The following is an 18,664-nucleotide window of genomic DNA, read 5'->3' as shown; positions in this document are numbered from 1 at the left end:
GGCGCTTTCCACGCTTTTTTCCACACTTGATAATAGAAATAGGGAAACCACGATGAAACAATCCATGCACCTGATCGTTCGCGGCGCCATCGCCGCAGCCGCTTTCGCCCTCGCCAGCGGCAGCGCCCTGGCCGCCTCCAACCTGCAAGTCGTCGACTCGCACAGCGTCAGCCTGTTTACGGCTGCCGGCGGCGCCTTCGGCTCGGGCAGCGCCATCTCGCCGACCTTGTGGGAAGTCAAATACGACAGCAACACCTTCCTGGCGTTTTGCCTCGATCCCCATGTGGCCGTAAGCAACAGTTCGAACAGCTACAGCAGCGGCGCCTTCGCCGCCAGCGATGCCGTCAAGCGCCTGTATGAGGGCTACTACGCCTCGTCCGTCGCGACCGTGTCGACCAGCGCCAACAGCGCCGCCGCCTTTCAGCTGGCCCTGTGGGAATTGAATAACGACAACACGAACCTGCTGACGGGCGACTTGCGCTTCAAAAGCCTGAGCAATGCCGTCGTCAGCCAGGCCAATACCATGCTGGGCGTGGCCACGGGCAATGGCGCCATCCAGAACCTGTACAACTACACGAGCTTGACGAGCGTCAACCCGGCTTCGCAAACCCTGCTGGCCGTGTCGCCGGTGCCGGAAGCGCAAACCTGGGCGATGCTGGTCGCGGGCCTGGGTCTGCTGGGCTTCATGGCGCGCCGCCGCAAGGGCGCCTCCGCGCTGACTTGATCATTACTCATTAATCACCGCTCATCGCGCATCGCGCAAGCGATGGCGTTCCCGCTGCGGCGCGCCCGACCGGCGCGCCGCAGCGTTTTATTGTGAACCCATCATGACCCCACCCCTTGACACTTCCACCGCGTCCGCCGGCATGTCCACCGATGCCATCGCCGACGCCATCGTCTTCCTGGCGCGCTTTTTCGGCGTGACCGTGCAGGCCGAGCGCCTGCGCGCCAGCGTGGCGGCTCAGGCCGGCCCGGCCGCCGCCGGCTTTCTCGACCAGGCGCTGGCGCACGCCACCCTGGCCGGCACCGCGTTGCCGATAGGCAAGCCGCGCCGCGCCACGGAAATGCCGGCCTTGCTGCTCAACGGGGAAGGGCAGGCGCTGGTGATACTGGCCATTGCCGATGGTAAATATGAATGCCATGTGCCCGGCATCGTCGGCAGTGCCTGGCTCGACGCGGCCGCGCTGGCGCGGGAAGTGCCCGATGGCCGCTGGGTGGCCGTGCGGCCCGTCATGTTTTTCGACCAGCGCAGCTTGCTTTACAGTATGCCGGCGGCGGGGCGCTGGTTCTGGGATGTCTTCAACCGTAACCGCTGGGTCTTCCGCTGGGCCCTGCTGGGCACCTTGGTGCTCAATGTCATCGGCGCGCTGGTGCCGTTCTATGCGATGGCCGTGTATGACCGCGTGATCCCGAACAATGCCACGTCCAGCCTGTGGGTGCTGACGATCGCCGTCGTGGTGCTGACGGGCTTCGAGCTGGCCCTGCGCCTGCTGCGCGGCGAGCTGGTGGAAACGGCGTCGCGCCGCATGGACGTGGCGCTGTCGTCGAACATCTTCGCCCAGTGCTTGCGCCTGCGCGCGGCCAGCCGGCCCGCTTCCGGGGGGACTTTGGCCAATACCGTGCGCGATTTCGAATCCGTGCGCGAATTCTTCGCCTCCACGACCCTGACGACCCTGGGCGACTTGCCGTTCCTGCTGCTGTTCCTGCTGGTGATCGCCCTGGTCGGCGGCTGGCTCGTGCTCGTGCCCCTGGCCGTCATCCCGATTCTGCTGCTGGTGGCCTTCGCCTCGCGCGCGGCCCTGGCGCGCCACGTGGCCGCCTCGATGCAGGAAAGCGCGCAGCGCACGGCGCACCTGTTTGAAACCATGAATGGCCTCGACACCATCAAGGCGCTGGGCGCCGAAGCGTGGAGCCGGCGCAAATGGGAAAGCCTGACGGTGGCCATCGCCGCCAACAGCGTCGAGACGCGCGAAATCGTCAGCCGGGTCAATTACATCAACACGGCCGTGCTGGCCCTGTCCGGCGTGGCCGTGGTGGCCACGGGCGCCTTGCTGATGGGCGAGCATCTGCTGACCCTGGGCCAGATCATCGCCGTGAGCATGCTGACGGGCCGCGCCCTGGCGCCCGTGAGCCAGATCGCGGGCCTGATCATGCGCTGGGAGCAGACCAAGCTGTCGTATCACGCACTCAATAAAATCATGGAAGCGCCCACCGACGACGACGCGGCCAGCCTGCAGGCGCCGCCCCTGTCCGGGCGCATCGAATTTCGCGACGTGGGCTTTGCCTACCCGAATTCGCCGCCGCTGCTCGATAAGCTCAACCTGCACATCCGCCCCGGCGAACGGGTCGGCGTGATCGGCAAGCTCGGTTCCGGCAAGAGCACCTTGCTGCGCTTGCTGCTGAACCAGTACGGCCCGCAAAGCGGCAGCGTGCTGTTCGACGACCTGGCCAGCACCCAGCTGGACCCCTTGAGCCTGCGCCGCCAGATCGGCTACGTGCCGCAGGACGTGACCCTGTTCCACGGCACCCTGCGCGAAAACATCGAACTGGGACGCAGCCAGCCCGACGACGCCAGCCTGCTCGACGCCATCCGCCTGGCCTGCCTTGACGACATCATCACCCAGCTGCCCAACGGCGTGGCGACGGAAGTGGGCGAGCGGGGCGAACGCCTGTCCGGCGGCCAGCGGCAAGCCGTGGCCATGGCCCGCGCCTTGCTGGTGAAACCGCCGATGCTGCTGCTCGATGAGCCGAGCAGCATGTTCGACCCGGCCACCGAGCAGCGCTTGATCGGCCGGCTGCGTACCTTAAAAGAGACCACCATCGTGCTGGTGACGCACCGCATGGCCATGCTGGCGCTGGTGGACCGCCTGATCGTCTTCGACAAGGGGCGCATCGTCGCCGACGGCCCGCGCGACGACGTCATGCGCGTATTGAACAGCCAGGCGGCCAGGCCCGCGGCGGAACAGGGAGCCACAGCATGAGCGCCGTGAACGCCCCGAACGCCCGCTCTCTGCCGGCGGCCCACCCGGACCCGGAAAGGGAGCCGCAGCGCATCGTCATCCACATGCTGGCCTTGACGTCCGTGCTGCTGGTGCTGGTGCTGGCCTGGGCCACCTTCGCCCAGCTCGACGTCTCCGTGAATGGCCGGGGCGCCATCACGCCGCCATCGCACCTGCAGGAAGTGCAAAGCCTGGAAGGGGGCATCGTGCGTGAAATGCTGGTGAAACCGGGCCAGCGCGTGCGCCGCGGCGACTTGCTGCTGCGCCTGGACACGGCCCAGTACGAGGCCAACCTGGGCGCCAGCGTGCAGAATCGCCTGGCGGCGCTGGCGGGCCGGGCGCGCCTCGATGCGCTGCTGTCCGGCGGCACGCCCCAGTTCGCGCCGGAATGGCAGAAAGAGGCGCCCGAGCTGATCGCCAAGGAAATGCAGTTGTGGCGCGACGGCCAGCGCGAATTCGCGTCGGCCACGGCGGCCGCGCGCGAGGGCGTGACGCGCCGCCGCGGCGAGCTGGCCGAGGCGCACAGCCGCATCGCCCAGATGGACACGGGCTTGAAAATCGCCCTGGAAAGCCTGTCCATCGAGGAGAGGCTCTTCAAAGAGGGGGCCGGTTCGCGCGGCGACTACCTGAATGCGCAGCAGCGCGTGCAGCAGCAGCGCACGGAACTCGACAGCCTGCGCGCCTCCGTGCCGCGCCTGACGGCCACCTTGGCCGAGGCGCAGGCGCAGGCTGGCGAAGTGGAAGCGCGCATGCGCGGCCAGTGGGGCGCGCAGCGCAGCGAGTATGAAACCAAGGCCGGCGCCCTGGCCAGCACCGTGAAAGGTCAGCAGGACCAGGTCAGCCGGCGCGACGTGACGGCACCCGTCGACGGCATCGTCAACCGCGTGCTGGTGGCAACCGTCGGCGGCGTGGCGCAGCCGGGTAAACCTATCCTGGAAATCGTGCCGGCCGATTCGGAAATGCTGATCTCCGTGCGCGTGAAACCGTCGGACATCGGTTTTATCCATGTGGGACAGAGCGCGTCGGCGAATGTGCTGGCGTACGACGCCACCACCTACGGCCGCATGCAGGCGCAGGTGGTGCGCGTGGGGGCGGACGCGATTCCCGACGAACGCAACGAACCGTACTTCGAGGTGCAGCTGAGTACCGACCGCAGCCAGCTGACGGCGCACGGCAAGGTGCTGCCGGTGACGCCCGGCATGCCCGTCGACGTGGGCATCCTGACGGGGCGCCGCTCGGTGCTGCAATATGTGTTCAAGCCCGTGCTGCGCGGCTTGCAGTCTTCCCTGCAGGAGCGGTGATGCGTGCCTTTTTACTTTGCATGGCATTGGCCTGCGCAAACGCGGTGGCCCAGTCCGCGTCGCCGGCCACCTTCCAGGCGCAGTCCGCGCGCGGCTTGCCCGCCTTGCTGGCGCGCGCCGTGCCGCGCGATCCGCAGGTGATTGCGGCGCAGGCGGCGCTGGCCGCCACCGAAGCGCGCTACAGGCAGGCCCGTTCGCGGCTGTTTCCCACTGCGGCGCTGCAGGCGACGCGGGGACGCAGCAAGGACCTCGATGGCACCCTGGAGGTCGAGCGCCGCACGCACCAGGTGGAAGCGAGCGTGCGCTGGAACGTGTACAACGGCGGCGCCGACCGCGCCGAACTCGATGCGGCCGAGCGCGAGATGGCGGGCGCCGCCTTCGATGTGGAGCGGGCGCGCGCGGAAAGCGCGGAAAAGCTGGCCGAGGCGTATTTCGACATGCGGCGCCTGGAACGCAGCCTGCAGCAGTCGCAGGAACGCCTGCACGACGTGACGCAGCTGGTGCGGCAGGTGACGCGCCAGGCGGAGCTGGGCAAATCGTCGGAAGTGGACCGCGAACTGGCGCAAAGTTCGCAGCTGGACGCGGAACTGGTGCACGACGGCTTGCTGACGGACCAGCAGGCGGCGCGCATCAAGCTCGAGGCGCTGGCCTTCGAGCCGGTGGCGCAGTTTGCCGATTTCGCCTTCGCGCCGCTGCCGGCGCAGGCGCTGGAGAATGCCGACACGCAGCAGGCGCAGTTGCGCGCCGCGCGCGAGCGTGCGGCGGCGGCCCAGCTGCGCGTGCGTGGCGTGGCGGCCACCCTGGCCCCCAAAATCGATCTGAATGTCAGCCATCTGCTCAATAACAAGACCACGCCGCCGCCGTCGACCATCCAGCAGCGGGGCTGGTCGGTGGGCGTCTCCTGGGAAATCCCGCTCGGCGGCGGCAGCCTGGCGCAGCGCGACGAGAGCATCAGCCGCGCCCAGGCGGCCGAGGCGGACGTGGCACGCGCCGAGCAGGGCACGCGCGCCGACCTGGCCAGCATGCTGCCGCGCATCGCCAATGCGCAGCGCACCCTGGCCCTGCTCGACGAGCAGGAAAGGAAGATGGCCTTTGTCGTGCGCGGCGGGACCGTTCAGTACGAGGCGGGCCGGCGCAACCTGCAGCAGGTCATCCAGACGCGTGATGGCTACTTCACGATACAGCAGCGGCGCATCGACCAGCTGCACCGTCTGACCCTGGCGCAGATGCGGCAATATGCGCTGGCGGGGCAGCTGTTGCGGGTTTTCGGCCTGGCGCAGGAGGCAAAGTAGGCTAGCTGTGCGCTGTTTCACGCAGACTTGGTGCATGAAATGCCCATTGTGTGGCACACTGCGCGCTCGCATATCATCGTTGTCGCGGGAGCGCATGAGCATCATCAAACAATTTCCTTTTGAGTGGCAGGTCGGCGTGCGCTATACGCGCGCCGGGAAACGCAGTGGCCGCAACAGCTTCATTTCCTTCATCTCCCTCATTTCCGTGGCCGGCATCGGCCTGGGCGTGGCCGCCCTGATCGTCGTCCTCTCCGTCATGAACGGCTTCCAGAAGGAAGTCACCGACCGGCTGATGTCGGTGCTGGCCCACGTCGAGGTGTTCGACACCAGCGGCTCCATGCCCAACTGGCAGGCGCAGGAACGCGCCGCCTACGCCAATCCGCAAGTGAAAGCCGTGTCGCCCTTCGTGGAAACCCAGGGCATGCTGCTCAATGACGAAACCATGCGCCCGTCCGTCGTGCGCGGCGTGCTGCCGCAGCAGGAAGCCACCGTCTCGAGCGTGGCCGCCCAGATGAAGCAGGGCAGTTTCAATGATCTCACGCCCGGCTCGTACAACATCGTGCTGGGCATCGACCTGGCCAAGGCGCTGGACGTGAAAGTGGGGCAGAACGTCACCCTGATGCTCGAGCGCGAGCCCAGGGCGGGCGATCCGGCCAACGGCATCGTCATGCCGCGCATGCGGGCGCTGAAGGTGGCCGGCATCTTCGAGGCTGGCCACAATGAACTTGACGGCAGCCTGGCGTTTGTGAACATGCAGGATGCGGAGCAGCTGCTGCAGCTTGACGGTCCGTCCGGCCTGCGTCTGCGCCTGCACGACATGAACAAGGCGCCCCAGGTGGCGCGCGAACTGAAGGCCTCGATGCCGGGCCAGCTGTGGATGCGCGACTGGTCGCGCGCCAGTGCCAGCTGGTATGCGCTGGTGCAAAGCCAGAAGAACATGATGTTCATCATCCTCAGCATGATTATCGCCGTGGCCGCGTTCAACCTCGTCTCGACCCTGGTGATGTCGGTCACCGACAAGCAGGCCGACATCGCCATTTTGCGCACCCTGGGCGCCTCGCCGTTCTCCATCATGAAGATATTCATGATCCAGGGCGCGCTGGTAGGCTTGCTGGGGAGCGCCCTGGGCGTCATCGGCGGCGTCGTGCTGGCGCTGAACGTGGGCGTTATCGTGCCCTTCATCGAAGGCATCTTCGGCCTGCACTTCATCTCCAAGGAAATCTACCAGATCAGCGCCGTGCCGTCGGACGTGCACTGGCTGGACGTGGCGCAGATCGGCCTGATCGCCTTTGGCCTGGCGCTGGTGGCCACCATCTACCCGAGCTGGCGCGCCGCGCGCGTCAAGCCGGCCGAGGCGCTGCGCTACGAATAACACATCAAGAAACGATAAAGACCGCCTGAATAATGAGTATTTTCAAGAATTTGCCCTTCGAATGGCTGGTCGGCCTGCGCTACACGCGGGCCGGCAAGCGCAGTGGCCGCAACAGTTTTATCTCCTTCATCTCGCTCATTTCCATGGCCGGCATCGGCTTGGGCGTGGCGGCGCTGATCGTCGTGCTGTCCGTGATGAACGGCTTCCAGAAGGAAGTGACGGACCGCATGCTGTCCGTGCTGGCCCACGTGGAAGTGTTCGACAACAGCGGCAGCATGCCTGACTGGCGCGCGGAAGCGGCGCAAGCCTTCAAGAATCCGGCAGTAAAAGGCGCCGCGCCGTTCGTGGAGACGCAGGGCATGCTGCTGCGCGACGACGCGCTGCGCCCCGCCATCGTGCGCGGCGTGCTGCCCGAGGAAGAGCCGAACGTGTCCGACGTGGCCGGCCAGACGCGCATGGGCAGCTTCAAGGCGCTGCAGCCTGGCACCTTCAATATCGTGCTGGGTATCGAACTGGCGCGCGCCCTGCGCGTCAACCTCGGCGAAAAAGTGACCTTGATGCTGGCGCAGGGCCAGGTCACGCCGGCCGGCGTGCTGCCGCGCATGCGCAGCTTTACCGTCAGCGGCATCTTCCAGGCGGGCCACAATGAATTCGACGCCGGCCTGGCCTTCATCAATATCGAGGACGGCCAGCGCCTGCTGCGCCTCGACGGCCCGTCCGGCCTGCGTTTGCGCCTGGCCGACATGAACCAGGCGCCGCAAGTGGCGGCCGAATTGAAAAAATCCATGCCGGGCGACCTGTGGCTGCGCGACTGGTCCAAGCTGAACGCCAACTGGTTCGCCGCCGTGCAGACGGAAAAGCGCATGATGTTCATCATCCTGACCCTGATCATCGCCGTGGCAGCCTTCAACCTCGTGTCGACCCTGGTGATGACGGTGACGGACAAGCAGGCCGATATCGCGATTTTGAGGACGCTGGGCGCCTCGCCCCGTTCCATCATGAAGATTTTCATGATCCAGGGCGCGCTGGTGGGCATCCTGGGCACGATTTTGGGCGTGGGCGGCGGCGTGCTGGTGGCCATGAACATCGACGTCATCGTGCCCTTCATCGAGCATTTGCTGGGCGTGCAGTTCCTCTCCAAGGACATCTATTTCATCAGCACCGTGCCGTCCGACCTGCGCTGGCCCGACGTCACCAAGATCGGCGTGCTGGCCGTGATCCTCGCCTTTTTGGCGACCCTGTACCCAAGCTGGTGGGCTGCCCGCGTGAAACCTGCGGAAGCCCTGCGCTATGAATAAACCACTGAATACGACCATGACCGATCTGAATAAACCTGCCTCCAACGGCGCTTCCGCCGATTCCGCCGTCCTTAGCTGCCGTGGCCTGGGCAAGACTTTCACGCAGGGCAGCTACAAGGTGCAGGTGCTGGCCGGCATCGACATCGACGTCCACCGCGGCGAGCGCGTCGCCATCGTCGGCGCCTCCGGCTCGGGCAAATCGACCCTGCTGCACCTGCTGGGCGGGCTCGATACGCCCACCAGCGGCAAGGTGACCCTGCTGGGCAGGGATTTCGCCACCCTCAGCGAAAAGGCGCGCGGCGACTTGCGCAATGCCTCGCTGGGCTTCGTCTACCAGTTCCACCACCTGCTGCCCGAGTTCTCGGCGCTGGACAACGTCGCCATGCCGCTGATGATACGGCGCATGAAGCGCGCTCCGGCCACCGAGCTGGCGCAGCAGATCCTCACGCGCGTGAACCTGGCCAAGCGCGTCACGCACACGCCGGGCGAATTGTCGGGCGGCGAGCGCCAGCGCGTGGCCCTGGCCCGCGCCCTCGTCACGCAGCCTGCCTGCGTGCTGGCCGATGAACCGACGGGCAACCTCGATCACGCCACGGCCGAACAGATTTTCGACCTGATGCTGGAACTGTCGCGCACCCTGGGCACGGCCTTCGTCATCGTCACGCACGATATCGAACTGGCCAAGCGCTGCGACCGCGTGCTGCGCCTGACGGACGAAGGGCTGCAGCCGTACCAATACTAAGGAACCGCCATGCTGTGGATCGACACGCACTGCCACCTCGACGCGCATGAATTCGGCAGCGAATCGCCGCAGGTGGCGGCGCGCGCGCAGCAGCAGGGCGTGGGCATGATCGTCGTTCCCGCCGTCGAACGGGCCAATTTCGCCATCGTGCGCGATCTGGCGGCAACGTCGCCCAACGCCTGCTATGCGCTCGGTATCCACCCGATCTACGTGCCGCAGGCCACGGAAGACGATTTGATCGCCCTGCGCGAAGCCGTGGCGCTGGCCATGCATGACCCGAATTTTGTGGCCATCGGCGAGATCGGCCTCGATTTCTTCCTTCCCATGCTGTGCGAACCGGCCATGCGCGCCAAGCAGGAGCATTTTTTGCGCGAGCAGCTGAGAATCGCCCGCGACTTCGACCTGCCCGTGCTGGCCCATGTGCGCCGCTCGCAGGACATTGTCCTCAAGCACGCGCGCCAGATCCGCCCGAACGGCGGCATCGCGCATGCGTTCAATGGCAGCTTCCAGCAGGCGCAGGGCTATATCGCCCTCGGTTTCAAGCTCGGTTTCGGCGGCGCCATGACCTTTACGCGGGCCTTGCAGATACGCCGCATGGCGAGCGAACTGCCTTTGGACGCCATCGTGCTGGAGACGGACGCGCCCGACATTTCTCCCGCCTGGATCCACCCGGGCCGCAACAGTCCCGAAGAATTGCCCCGCATCGGCGCCGTGCTGGCCGAACTGCGCGGCCTGGAACTTGCCGACGTGGCGGCGCAAACCAGCGCCAATGCGCGCGCCGTGCTGCCTCGATTACCCCTGATGGAGTGAAATCATGAACAAGAAAATGCTTGCGGGCGCCCTGGCAGCCTGCATGTCTACCGTGTTGGCGCCCGCCATGGCGGCGGCCGGCGCCCAGTGCGACGGCATGCCGCGCCTCGACGTCGCCACGCCGGCCGGCTTTTGCGTGGCCGTGCTGGCCGACGGCCTGAAATTTCCCCGTGGCGTGCTGCCGCTGACGAATGGTGACATCCTCGTCACGGACATGACGGGATGGGCGCCGAAGCAGGGTAAATTGTGGCTGTTGCAGCGCAAGGCGGCCGGCCCGGGCTACGAACGCAAGCTGCTGCTCGACAAGCTCGACCGCCCGAACGGCATCGTGCAGGGGCCGGACGGCATGGTCTACGTGGGCGAGGTGGGACGCATCTTCCGCTTCGACCTGCGCGATCCGGCCCACGCCCTCACCGACATCATCGGTGGCACGGCCAAGACGCCGCGCCTGCCGGGCCTGGGCTTGCACCTGTTGACGAACATGCGTTTCAGTCCCAAGGGCGACCTGTATGTGAACGTGGGATCGAGCACCGACCATTGCGAGAACGATGGCAAGGCGCCCGATCCGGCCAAGGCCTGCCCTTCGGCGGAAGGCCCGGAAGCGCTGGGCGCCATCCGCGAATACACGATGGCCTGGCCGGCCGGCGCGGTGACGAGCTGGCGCACGCATGCGCGCGGTTTGCGCAATTCGATGGCGCTGGCCTTCCATCCTGCGACGGGCGAACTGTGGCAGGCGGAAAACGCGCGCGACGCCATCCAGGCCGCCATGCCGCAGCTGAAAAGCGACGAGAATCTGCCGCATGAGGAACTGAATCTGATCAAGGCCGACCGGCATTACGGCTGGCCGTACTGCTACGACGACAATGTCGCCAGTCCCGAATATCCGAAGACGGCTTGCGACGCCCAGTTTGCAGCGCCCGAGCGCCTGCTGCCCGGCCACGCCGCGCCGCTGGGCATGACGTTTTACACGGCCAGCCGCTACCCGGCGCTGTACAAGAACAGCCTGATCATCGGCTACCATGGCTACCGCAGCAACGGCCACCGCCTGGTGGCGCTGCTGCCCGACAAGGCCGGCGCGCCGCTGGGCAAGTCCGTCGAGTTGATCGGCAACTGGGAGCGCAAGGGTAAGCAGGGCAGGGGCGCGCCCGTCGACGTGAAGCAGGGCCAGGATGGCGATATCTATATGGCCGATGACCATAATGGTCTGGTGCTCAAGCTGCATTATGCGGCGCCGGGCAAACCGTAAGCGGCCTTCATCCGACGTCCTCGCTGGCGTTACGGGTGTCGTCGGCTTACGGCCTTTGGCCTAAGCCGACCTACATGCTCAAGTAGGTCGGATTGGCGTGGCAATGCCGCGCGTAATCCGACGTCATTGTTGGCATCACGGGTGCCGTCGGTTTACGCTTGATCTCGCTCAGTGCGGGGCCGCCGCATCCTCCTACAATCGGCCTGATGTTCCCTGCCGGGCAGGGACGATGGGAGGCTGCCATGAAACCTGCATTCATCGCGCTGCGCGAGCATTACCCGAGCGTGGCCGCCGTCGACCAGGCGGCACTTTTCGGCGAAATCGGCTGGGAAGACTTGATCGGCAAGGACAGCTTTGCCAACACCTGCGCCATCCGCGTCAGCCTGGCGCTGATCAAGGCCGGCATCCAGGTCAAGGGCCGCATGGCCATCCGCAAGGGGCCGTTCAAGGGCGCGCTGATCGAGCCGGGACAGGCCAAGCTGGCGCACATGCTGGCCAGTCCCTCGATGTTCGGCGCGCCCGAAAAATTCGCCAGGGAGGCTGCCATCCCGGGCATCGGTCAGCGCCAGGGCGTCGTCGCCTTCTTCCGCATCCCCGGCTATCTGGGTGGCGCGGGCGGGCATATCGACATCCTGCTGCCGTCCACCGGCGTGAAGGTGTGCGGCAGCGAGTGCTACTGGGATTGCGGCGAGGTCTGGTTCTGGCCAGTCAGCTGACGCCTATTTGAACTTCTTCGACCGTCCGCGCGAGGCCGTGTTGTGCGCGCGCAGGATGGAATCGACGCGCTCGGATGCATCGCGCGACAGGTTTTGCGCCACCGCGATATCGGGGAAGAATTCAGGCAGGCGGTAGCTGAGCCAGGCATACGCGGAATAGTAGCGGCAGGTGTCTTCCACCTGCTGCAGGTTTTGCGTGCCGCCGCCGTACGCGTGCTGGCGCAAGGTGCTGGTTTTTCCCTGCGACAGATTCTTCGCCCAGTGCTCCCACGCCGTCTGCAAGGACGGCACCTTGCTCGAGATCGGCACCAGCGACAAAGTAAATTTGTCGGCCACGGACAGGGGCAGGGTGTCGAGCCAGACGGCGCGCTCCTTCTGGTCTTCCGTGATGCGCGGGAAGAAGAAGCCGTCCGGCACGTCGATATTGTGGATGAAGCGGCGCAGCAGTTTCGACAGCGACAGCTCGCCCGTCACGGACGAAATGCGGTGCAGGTGTTCGAGCGAGGGCGCCACGGCAAAGCCGCTGGTGTTCAGCGGATGCAGCTTTTCCTTCAGCAGCGCGCGCATCACTTCATGCGTCTCGTTGTCGTAGCCGGCCACCAGGCCTTCCTCGTGCACGCCATAGCGGCCCGCGCGCCCGGCGATCTGGCGCGCCAGCGCGGCCGAAATCTCTTCCTCTTCGCGGCCATTGTATTTGACGCAGGTGGTCATGACGATGCGCGCGATCGGCATGTTCAGGCCCATCGCCAGGGCATCCGTGCCGACGACGATGTCGGCCGTGCCGTCGCGGAAGCGCTGCGCCTGCGCGCGCCGCACCTCGGGCGACAGGTTGCCGTAGACGGTGGCCACGGACAGCCCCGTCTCCGTGATCATGTCGCGCCACATCAGCACTTCGCGGCGCGAAAAGGCGATGACGGCGTCGCCGCGGCGCAGGTTGCGCACCTTGCGCACGGCCGTCGGCTCCATCGACAGGGGCGCCATGCGTTTCAATACATGTACTTCCAGCGGGCAGTCCAGGCGCTCGGCCAGCGCTTCGATGGCGCGCCGCGCTTCCGGCGCCCCCACCAGGTAGACGGTGTGAGCTGGCGCGCCGCAGACGGCCGCCGTCCACGCGGCGCCCCGGTCCGGGTCGGCCAGCATCTGGATTTCATCGATGACGGCCACTTCGACGACGTTCTTCGTGTCCAGCATTTCCACCGTGCTGGCCACGTGCGTGGCGCCGTCGACGACCCTGCGTTCCTCGCCCGTGATCAGGCTCACGGCCAGCGGTTTGCCGTGCGGCGCGGCTTCCTGCAGGCGTTCGTAGTTTTCCAGGGCCAGCAATCGCAATGGCGCCAGGTAGATGCCGCTTTTCGCCTTGACCAGTGCCTCCATGGCGCGGTGCGTCTTGCCGGAATTCGTGGGTCCGAGCAGCGCGATGAAGCGGCGCGGCAGGCGGCGCGCCATCTCGAACGAGGCGGGATACTCTGCCAGGTTGATGCTCTGGCGTGTGCGTGCCGCGTGCTGCTCTTCCTGCTGGCGCTCGATGGCGTGGTTGAAGCGCTGGCGGATGCGGTCGAACACCATGCCGGCCGGCTCGGACGTCTGCATGTCGGCCAGCGTGTGCAGGAAGACCATCGGGTCCGTATCTACATCCTCGCTCAGGCCCGCGATATCGGCGACAAAATCCATCACATGCTGGCGCAGTTCCTCGAAGACGGCCGCGCTGGCCCGTTCGCGCACCAGCGCCAGCTTGGTCTCGCGGTCCATCTTGCGCCATTTGGCCGGCCGCGCCAGCACGCCCTGGCTTGGCACCAGCGCATACGGCACCACCAGGTGACCGGCCTTGACGACGCCGGAAAAGCGCACGAAGACGCGGCCTTCCATCTTGACCAGGCGGATATGCTCGGCCAGCTCCCCCAGTTCCGCGACCAGGGTGGCGTCGTTATTGTCTTCGGTGCTGTCGGAAATGTCGGTGGAAGTGTCGGGAGGAAGTGCGGAGGAAGTCATGTCGTGCCTGGGTGTTGAAGTAAGCGAGGCCGATTATACCGTGCGCAGGGTAAAGATTTTTCCCCGGCGCACGGTGCGGCTGCCGCACGAGCGCTGATCTGTAGGACGATGATTCCTTGAGGCGGATAAGCAACTGGCAAACATGGAGGGCGGCGCTTCCACCTGCTTGCCAATCATCTTGCTTGAACGCGGAATGGGAATCCGATATCCGGTGCTTTGCGCCTAGCGGTTTTTTTCCTGCGACCTTTTTATTCGGCTGAAATTTTCATTAATATATTTTTATTAATTTTGTTAGATTTTTGAATTTAACATTAAAATTTCAATTGCCGTGGCGCCGATAATAACAAAGAGTATGTTTTTATCGATAGCCACGGCGATGATATTCGTATCGCGCCTGTATTTTTCATTGTGTGAGGAATTGGCCGATGGCGCGCAATGAATTGAATTGTCTTGACAATTAATAATGGCGAGCTGATCATGGGTTCAGATTTTGCAGGGATATTTTGGTATCTTTTCAAAATATCTGAAATTGACGGCGACGTACGGCATTATTCTGGATGCCGGACTGGCTATCGGCTGGGGCGTGCCGCGTTGATATGCACGGCTTTGATTTGACGGTGCTCCAAGATACGTTGGAGGCCGCAGGATTTTCCATTTCGCGCTGACGCACGGCCAGCGCGCGATGACACCCGACATACCTGTGTATGTGGCCCTGCGCCAGAGGATGGCGCGCGCGGGGATTCGTCAGCCATCCGACTTTGGGAGAACTCCATGAATAAAAAGCTCGCTGCATTTCTTTTTGCGTCAGGCCTCGGTTTGGCTGTGACTGCGACGCCAGCCTTTGCCAATTGCTATAGCGCCTGCGCTGCCGAATGGCGGGCTTGCATCGCCGCCGGTACCTCTCAAGCCGAGTGCGGCGCCGAGCGGTCCGCCTGCCTGCAATCCTGCAATTGACGGGAGGAATACTGCGCGCTGCGGCAGCCATTATCGTAGCCTGTTACCGCTGACGCCAGCAAGCCATGGCGCCGATGGCAGTTCAAGCTGCCCGTGCGCGCACGGCGCGTAGCCCCCAGCCGGTGGCGATCAATCCGTCGCCGGCTTGCAGCGGCGCCACGGCATCCAGGAACGCGCCGCGCAGACGCCGCCTGGCGTCATCGTCCAGGCGGTCGATGTCATAGGTGTCGCTCAGGGCGGCCCACAGTTCGCCCGGCGTGGGCGACCAGGGCACGTCGATGTCGTCGAACGCGACATGCGTGAAAGCGCCGTCGAGCAGTTCGCGCCAGCCCGCTTCCGATCCCGCGCGCCGGTCGCCGAAGCGCAGCGGCGGCAGTTCGGTGCTGGCAATCGGCTTGAACAAGCGCATGAATACGTCGTTGACTTCGCCCAGCAAGAAAGTCCGGCCGACGATGGCCGCAAACTGGCCGCCGGGGCGCAGCACGCGGCGCATTTCGCGCACGACCTGTTCGATATCGTCCATCAGCATCAGCGCCATGTGCGAGACGAGATAATCGACGCTGGCCGATGGCAGGTCCAGCGCCTGGGCGCGTCCCTGCCGCAGCCGCACGGAGGCGGGGAGGGTGGCGCGCGCGGCGGCCAGTTCGGCCTCGCTCATGTCGATGCCGAGCAACTGCAATTGAGATTGCTGCCTGGCTGCCAGCAAGCCCAGCAGATGACCGTCGCCGCAAGCCAGGTCGAGCACGCTCAAAGGCCTGTCCACGGCCGGTACAAGACTGGTCAGCACGGCATAGGAAGAGGCGTACGTGCCGGAGGCGGTGCGGGCCGGCAGATCGGCAAACGCGGCGCTGGTCACGCCGACCTGTCGCTGATGAAAGTCCTGCAAATAAGTTTCTGCCGCTGTCAGTGGGGTCATGCAAGGTCCGCCAGGTCGTGGCGTCTGGGCGCCGGATGGCCATCTTAGCATGGGGAAAGTGTCGGCAACGGCAACGACGGATGGCGTGCATGAGCATTCTTATCCACGCCACCATTGCGCCAGATCAGACGGCAAGGCGTGGAAAACGGTCACAGTATCTGAGTCCCTTTCGCAGCGAGCGGATTTTGCCTTGATCCTGTCTTCCCATGCGCACCCTGATACTCGGCTTTGCCGCTGGCGCCGCCTGGCTGCAGACGCAGGCAAGCTTGCCGCAGCACGCGGGCGTGTGGTTATTGGTGATCGTTGGGGTAGGAGGGCTGGCTAGTCTGGCGCTGTGGCGTCAAGCGCGCTGGCGTTCCGCTATTGCGCTTGCCGCTGGCGTGGGACTGGGTTTTTACTGGGCGGCCTGGCTGGCCCAGGCCGCGCTGGCGCCGCAGCTGGCGCTGGCCGACGAGGGGCAGGACATCATCGTCAAGGGCACGGTGGCCAGCTTGCCGTACCGCTTCGAGCAGGGCGTGCGCTTCAATTTTGCCGTGGAGAAGGCATTCAATGCGCAGGTGCCGCCCCTGATCGCCCTGTCCTGGTACGCAGGTTTTCGCGATGCAGTGACGAACGAAGTGGGCGACGTGCAGCCGGGCGAGCGCTGGCGGCTGACGGTGCGCCTGCAGCGCCCGCATGGCAACGCGAATCCCATGGGCTTCGATTACGAAGCGTGGCTGCTGGAGCAGGGCGTGCGCGCCACCGGTTATGTACGGCCGCAGCCGCGCGCCGACACGCCCAACGTGCGCCTGGCGGCCTTCGTGCCCGGCTTCGGCAATGTGGTGGAGGCCAGCCGCGCGGCCTTGCGCGCGCGCATCGCGCACAGTTTAGATGGCAAGCAATACGCGGGCGTGATCGTGGCGCTGGTGGTGGGCGATCAGCGCGCCATTCCCCAGTCGGACTGGCAGGTGTTCAACCGCACGGGCGTGAGCCACTTGATTTCGATTTCCGGCCTGCACATCACCATGATCGCGGGTCTGTTCGCCCTGGGCGCGGGTGCGCTGTGGCGGCGTTCGTTTTTCACGGACCGGCAACTGCCCTTGCTGCTGCCGGCGCAAAAGGTGGCGGCGCTGGCCGGCGCGCTGGCGGCATTGGTGTATGTGCTGCTGGCCGGCTTCGGCGTGCCCGCGCAGCGCACTTTATATATGTTGCTGGTGGTGGCGCTGGCACTGTGGCTGGGGCGCATTACCAGCATCGTTCACGTGCTGTGCCTGGCGCTGGGCGTGGTCGTGCTGCTCGATCCCTGGGCCGTGCTGTGGCCCGGATTCTGGCTGTCGTTCGGCGCCGTCGCCGCCATGCTGTACGCGACGGCGGACCGCACCACGGCGCCCTTGCCGCAGAACGCCAGCCGCTGGCGCCGCCTGCGCGCGGCCGTGGCGCTGGGCGCGCACACGCAGTATGTGGTGACGGTGGGACTGGTGCCGTTGACGATGCTGCTGTTTTCGCAAGTGTCGCTGGTCAGCCCTGTGGCGAATGCGCTGGCCATTCCCGTCATCAGCCTGATCGTCACGCCCTTGTCGCTGGCGGGCAGCCTGCTGCCTTCCCCCCTGTCCGACGGCTTGCTGTTGCTGGCGCACGCCATCGTGCAGATGTTGGCGCAGGTGCTGGACTGGCTGGGCGCGCGCCGCTTTGCCGTCTGGACGGCGCCCGCGCCGCCATGGTGGAGTTTTTGCTGGGCATTGTTCGGCACGGCCTGGCTCTTGGCGCCACGGGGATGGCCGCAGCGCTGGGCCGGCATGCTGGGCTGGCTGCCCCTACTGACGGCCTTGCCGTCGAGCCCGCCACCGGGCCAGATGTGGATCACGGCCTTTGATGTGGGACAAGGCATGGCCGTGCTGGTGGAAACGCATGGCCACCGCCTGCTGTACGATACGGGGCCCGCCTACGGCCTCGATTCCGACGGCGCCAGCCGTGTCATCGTGCCGTATCTGCGGGCGCGCGGCATCGCTACGCTCGACGGCGTCATCATTTCCCACAGCGACCTCGATCACGCGGGCGGCGCCATATCTCTGCTGGAGAACGTGCAAGTGGGCTGGCTGGCCTCGTCGCTGTTCGATGGTCACCCGGCAGTCGAGGCGCGGCGGGCATCGCAGCGCCCCTATCTGCACTGCATGGCGGGCCAGCGCTGGAGCTGGGAAGGCGTGCACTTTGCCATGCTGCACCCGCTGGCCGCCAGCCACACGGACATCAGCTTAAAACCGAACGCCCGCAGCTGCACCGTGAAGATCACGGCCGGCAAGCATGCCATCTTGCTGGCCGGCGACATCGAAGCGGCGCAAGAGGCGCAGCTGCTGGCGCGCTCGGCCGATGGCGAGCTGGCGGCCGACGTGCTGCTGGCGCCCCACCACGGCAGCGGCACCTCATCGACACCGGCGTTTTTGCAGATCGTGCATCCGAGTCTGGCGATCTTCCAGGTGGGACACCGGAACCGCTATAAGCATCCGAAGGCGCAAGTGTATGCGCGCTATGGCGACATGGGCATTGCCCGGCTGCGCACGGATGTGACGGGGGCGGTGGTGCTGGAGTTTGGCGACAATATTGATGTAACGCAGTATCGGGCCAGCCGGCCGCGCTACTGGCAGGGGCGCTAGCGGACGCGGCTGCATTAATGGTATATATCTGTCATGGGTTGGCAGCCCCGGCGCTGCCTGGATGATACTGAAAGGATGAAGATGGGTGTGTTTGACTGGTGCAAGAAAAAACCGGCTGTGCCGCAGCTTGGCTTTGAGGCGCGGATCCGTTCGCAAAGTACGCAGGCAAAGTCCCGTCAGTTTGATTTGCAGGGAGGACAACCTGACGCCGTTCGCCTGCAACACCCGTATCTGTTTCATGTGACGGACCTGTCAGCCGCCGAGGCGATCGTGCAGCAGCGCCTGCTGCAAGGCGTTTTTGGCCATGTGACGCTGTCGCAGGAGTTGCAAGGCGCGGCGCAACAGGCGGAAAGAAAAGGCTGCGCGCTGATTTTTCAATTTCAGGGACCCGCCCTTGTC

Annotated in this window: 15 protein-coding genes; 13 read left to right on the top strand and 2 right to left on the bottom strand. The window is 65.4% G+C overall.

What is annotated here, in order from left to right; all coding sequences use genetic code 11:
* Positions 1-52: 52 nt before the first annotated feature.
* From AC0V2Y_RS15730 to AC0V2Y_RS15685, 10 genes are all read left to right on the top strand, one after another.
* Entirely contained in the window at positions 53-724 is a 672-nt protein-coding gene (locus AC0V2Y_RS15730) for a PEP-CTERM sorting domain-containing protein (RefSeq protein ID WP_475418184.1), read from the top strand.
* 103 nt (positions 725-827) lie between these two features.
* Positions 828-2,981 (top strand): type I secretion system permease/ATPase, encoded by a 2,154-nt coding sequence (locus AC0V2Y_RS15725; RefSeq protein WP_475416657.1) that lies wholly within the window; start codon positions 828-830, stop codon positions 2,979-2,981.
* Complete coding sequence (locus AC0V2Y_RS15720; protein WP_475416656.1) at positions 2,978-4,300, top strand: HlyD family type I secretion periplasmic adaptor subunit; 1,323 nt, start codon at positions 2,978-2,980, stop codon at positions 4,298-4,300. Before AC0V2Y_RS15725 ends, AC0V2Y_RS15720 begins: the two co-directional genes overlap by 4 nt.
* 44 nt (positions 4,301-4,344) lie before the next feature.
* Positions 4,345-5,592, top strand: coding sequence for a TolC family protein (locus AC0V2Y_RS15715; protein ID WP_475418349.1), 1,248 nt, complete (start codon positions 4,345-4,347; stop codon positions 5,590-5,592).
* Between the two features lie 94 nt (positions 5,593-5,686).
* Positions 5,687-6,964, top strand: a complete 1,278-nt coding sequence (locus AC0V2Y_RS15710; RefSeq protein WP_475416654.1) for a lipoprotein-releasing ABC transporter permease subunit — start codon at positions 5,687-5,689, stop codon at positions 6,962-6,964.
* Between the two features lie 32 nt (positions 6,965-6,996).
* On the top strand, positions 6,997-8,262 hold the full coding sequence (locus tag AC0V2Y_RS15705) for a lipoprotein-releasing ABC transporter permease subunit (protein WP_071076820.1): 1,266 nt from the start codon (positions 6,997-6,999) through the stop codon (positions 8,260-8,262).
* Between the two features lie 16 nt (positions 8,263-8,278).
* Positions 8,279-9,004 (top strand): lipoprotein-releasing ABC transporter ATP-binding protein LolD, encoded by a 726-nt coding sequence (gene lolD, locus AC0V2Y_RS15700; protein WP_475416653.1) that lies wholly within the window; start codon positions 8,279-8,281, stop codon positions 9,002-9,004.
* Positions 9,005-9,016: 12 nt separating this feature from the next.
* Positions 9,017-9,814 carry a TatD family hydrolase gene (locus AC0V2Y_RS15695; protein WP_475416658.1) on the top strand — a complete coding sequence of 266 codons (798 nt, stop codon included), beginning with the start codon at positions 9,017-9,019 and terminating at the stop codon, positions 9,812-9,814.
* A 4-nt stretch (positions 9,815-9,818) separates the two neighbouring features.
* On the top strand, positions 9,819-11,060 hold the full coding sequence (locus tag AC0V2Y_RS15690) for a PQQ-dependent sugar dehydrogenase (RefSeq protein WP_475416652.1): 1,242 nt from the start codon (positions 9,819-9,821) through the stop codon (positions 11,058-11,060).
* 242 nt (positions 11,061-11,302) lie between these two features.
* The gene (locus AC0V2Y_RS15685; RefSeq protein ID WP_475416651.1) at positions 11,303-11,776 is read left to right on the top strand and encodes a T6SS effector amidase Tae4 family protein; all 474 of its coding nucleotides are present in this window, start codon (positions 11,303-11,305) and stop codon (positions 11,774-11,776) included.
* A 3-nt stretch (positions 11,777-11,779) separates the two neighbouring features.
* On the opposite strand, the gene AC0V2Y_RS15680 is transcribed toward AC0V2Y_RS15685, so the two are convergent.
* Positions 11,780-13,765 carry a helicase-related protein gene (locus tag AC0V2Y_RS15680; RefSeq protein WP_475416650.1) on the bottom strand — a complete coding sequence of 662 codons (1,986 nt, stop codon included), beginning with the start codon at positions 13,763-13,765 and terminating at the stop codon, positions 11,780-11,782.
* Positions 13,766-14,536: 771 nt separating this feature from the next.
* On the opposite strand from AC0V2Y_RS15680, the gene AC0V2Y_RS15675 reads away from it, so the two are divergent.
* Positions 14,537-14,719: a hypothetical protein gene (locus AC0V2Y_RS15675; RefSeq protein WP_139143755.1), complete on the top strand. Its 183-nt coding sequence runs from the start codon at positions 14,537-14,539 to the stop codon at positions 14,717-14,719.
* An 82-nt stretch (positions 14,720-14,801) separates the two neighbouring features.
* Here the strand turns inward: AC0V2Y_RS15675 and AC0V2Y_RS15670 are convergent, their stop codons facing one another.
* Positions 14,802-15,635 carry a class I SAM-dependent methyltransferase gene (locus AC0V2Y_RS15670; protein WP_475416649.1) on the bottom strand — a complete coding sequence of 278 codons (834 nt, stop codon included), beginning with the start codon at positions 15,633-15,635 and terminating at the stop codon, positions 14,802-14,804.
* A gap of 206 nt (positions 15,636-15,841) precedes the next feature.
* On the opposite strand from AC0V2Y_RS15670, the gene AC0V2Y_RS15665 reads away from it, so the two are divergent.
* Positions 15,842-18,265 (top strand): DNA internalization-related competence protein ComEC/Rec2, encoded by a 2,424-nt coding sequence (locus AC0V2Y_RS15665; protein WP_475416648.1) that lies wholly within the window; start codon positions 15,842-15,844, stop codon positions 18,263-18,265.
* A gap of 81 nt (positions 18,266-18,346) precedes the next feature.
* Positions 18,347-18,664 (top strand): hypothetical protein (locus AC0V2Y_RS15660; RefSeq protein WP_475418348.1); only part of this gene is annotated, 318 nt, incomplete at its 3' end.

Source organism: Janthinobacterium sp. BHSEK, from assembly GCF_056174685.1.
This window is presented reverse-complemented; position numbering and strand designations above follow the sequence as displayed.

Coding starts and splice junctions, on each gene's coding strand:
- AC0V2Y_RS15710 (WP_475416654.1), top strand. CDS start 5,687: ATGAGCATCATCAAACAATTTCCTTTTGAGTGGCAGGTCGGCGTGCGC.
- AC0V2Y_RS15670 (WP_475416649.1), bottom strand. CDS start 15,635: ATGACCCCACTGACAGCGGCAGAAACTTATTTGCAGGACTTTCATCAG.
- AC0V2Y_RS15725 (WP_475416657.1), top strand. CDS start 828: ATGACCCCACCCCTTGACACTTCCACCGCGTCCGCCGGCATGTCCACC.
- AC0V2Y_RS15730 (WP_475418184.1), top strand. CDS start 53: ATGAAACAATCCATGCACCTGATCGTTCGCGGCGCCATCGCCGCAGCC.
- AC0V2Y_RS15665 (WP_475416648.1), top strand. CDS start 15,842: ATGCGCACCCTGATACTCGGCTTTGCCGCTGGCGCCGCCTGGCTGCAG.
- AC0V2Y_RS15705 (WP_071076820.1), top strand. CDS start 6,997: ATGAGTATTTTCAAGAATTTGCCCTTCGAATGGCTGGTCGGCCTGCGC.
- AC0V2Y_RS15685 (WP_475416651.1), top strand. CDS start 11,303: ATGAAACCTGCATTCATCGCGCTGCGCGAGCATTACCCGAGCGTGGCC.
- AC0V2Y_RS15720 (WP_475416656.1), top strand. CDS start 2,978: ATGAGCGCCGTGAACGCCCCGAACGCCCGCTCTCTGCCGGCGGCCCAC.
- AC0V2Y_RS15690 (WP_475416652.1), top strand. CDS start 9,819: ATGAACAAGAAAATGCTTGCGGGCGCCCTGGCAGCCTGCATGTCTACC.
- AC0V2Y_RS15675 (WP_139143755.1), top strand. CDS start 14,537: ATGAATAAAAAGCTCGCTGCATTTCTTTTTGCGTCAGGCCTCGGTTTG.
- lolD (WP_475416653.1), top strand. CDS start 8,279: ATGACCGATCTGAATAAACCTGCCTCCAACGGCGCTTCCGCCGATTCC.
- AC0V2Y_RS15680 (WP_475416650.1), bottom strand. CDS start 13,765: ATGACTTCCTCCGCACTTCCTCCCGACACTTCCACCGACATTTCCGAC.